General features: G+C 71.8%; 1 protein-coding gene. It reads left to right on the top strand.

Annotated elements, in window-relative coordinates; all coding sequences use genetic code 11:
• Positions 1-25 precede the first annotated feature (25 nt).
• Positions 26-521 (top strand): FAD-dependent oxidoreductase (locus TN53_RS42110; protein WP_324609658.1); only part of this gene is annotated, 496 nt, incomplete at its 3' end.

The following is a 521-nucleotide window of genomic DNA, read 5'->3' as shown; positions in this document are numbered from 1 at the left end:
CGGCGTGGGCGTCCTGGGAGCCTGCGTGGGCTGGAACCTGTCCCGGAGCGGCGCCGACGTGGTGTTCATCGACGCGGGCCGGCCGGGCGAGGGCGTCACCAACTGGTCCTTCTCGTGGGTCAACGCCAGCAACAAGACCGTGAGCAGGTCCTACTTCGACCTGAACGTCGCGGGCATGGCGGCCCACCGTGACCTGGCCAAGGCCATCGGACCGGACTCGTGGTGGTATCCCAGCGGCCATCTGCGCTGGGCAGACGAACCCGAGACCCAGGCGCGGATCCTCAAAACGGCCGAGCTGCTGGCCAGTTGGGACTACCGGGTCGAGGAATACACGGGGGCCGACGTGCGCCGCCGCCTCGAACCCGCCGTCACGATGCCCGGTGAGGCCCGGGTCCTGTTCTACCCCGACGAGGCCTGGGTGCACGGCCGTCATCTCGTCCGCCGCCTGGTCCGCCAGGCCGTGGCATCCGGCGCCGAGCTCCGCTCCGGCACCGCGGTCCGTGCCCTCGGCACCGGCGGCG

Source organism: Streptomyces sp. WM6386 (genome assembly GCF_000972385.1).
In the GTDB taxonomy this organism is placed as follows: domain Bacteria; phylum Actinomycetota; class Actinomycetes; order Streptomycetales; family Streptomycetaceae; genus Streptomyces.
This window is presented reverse-complemented; position numbering and strand designations above follow the sequence as displayed.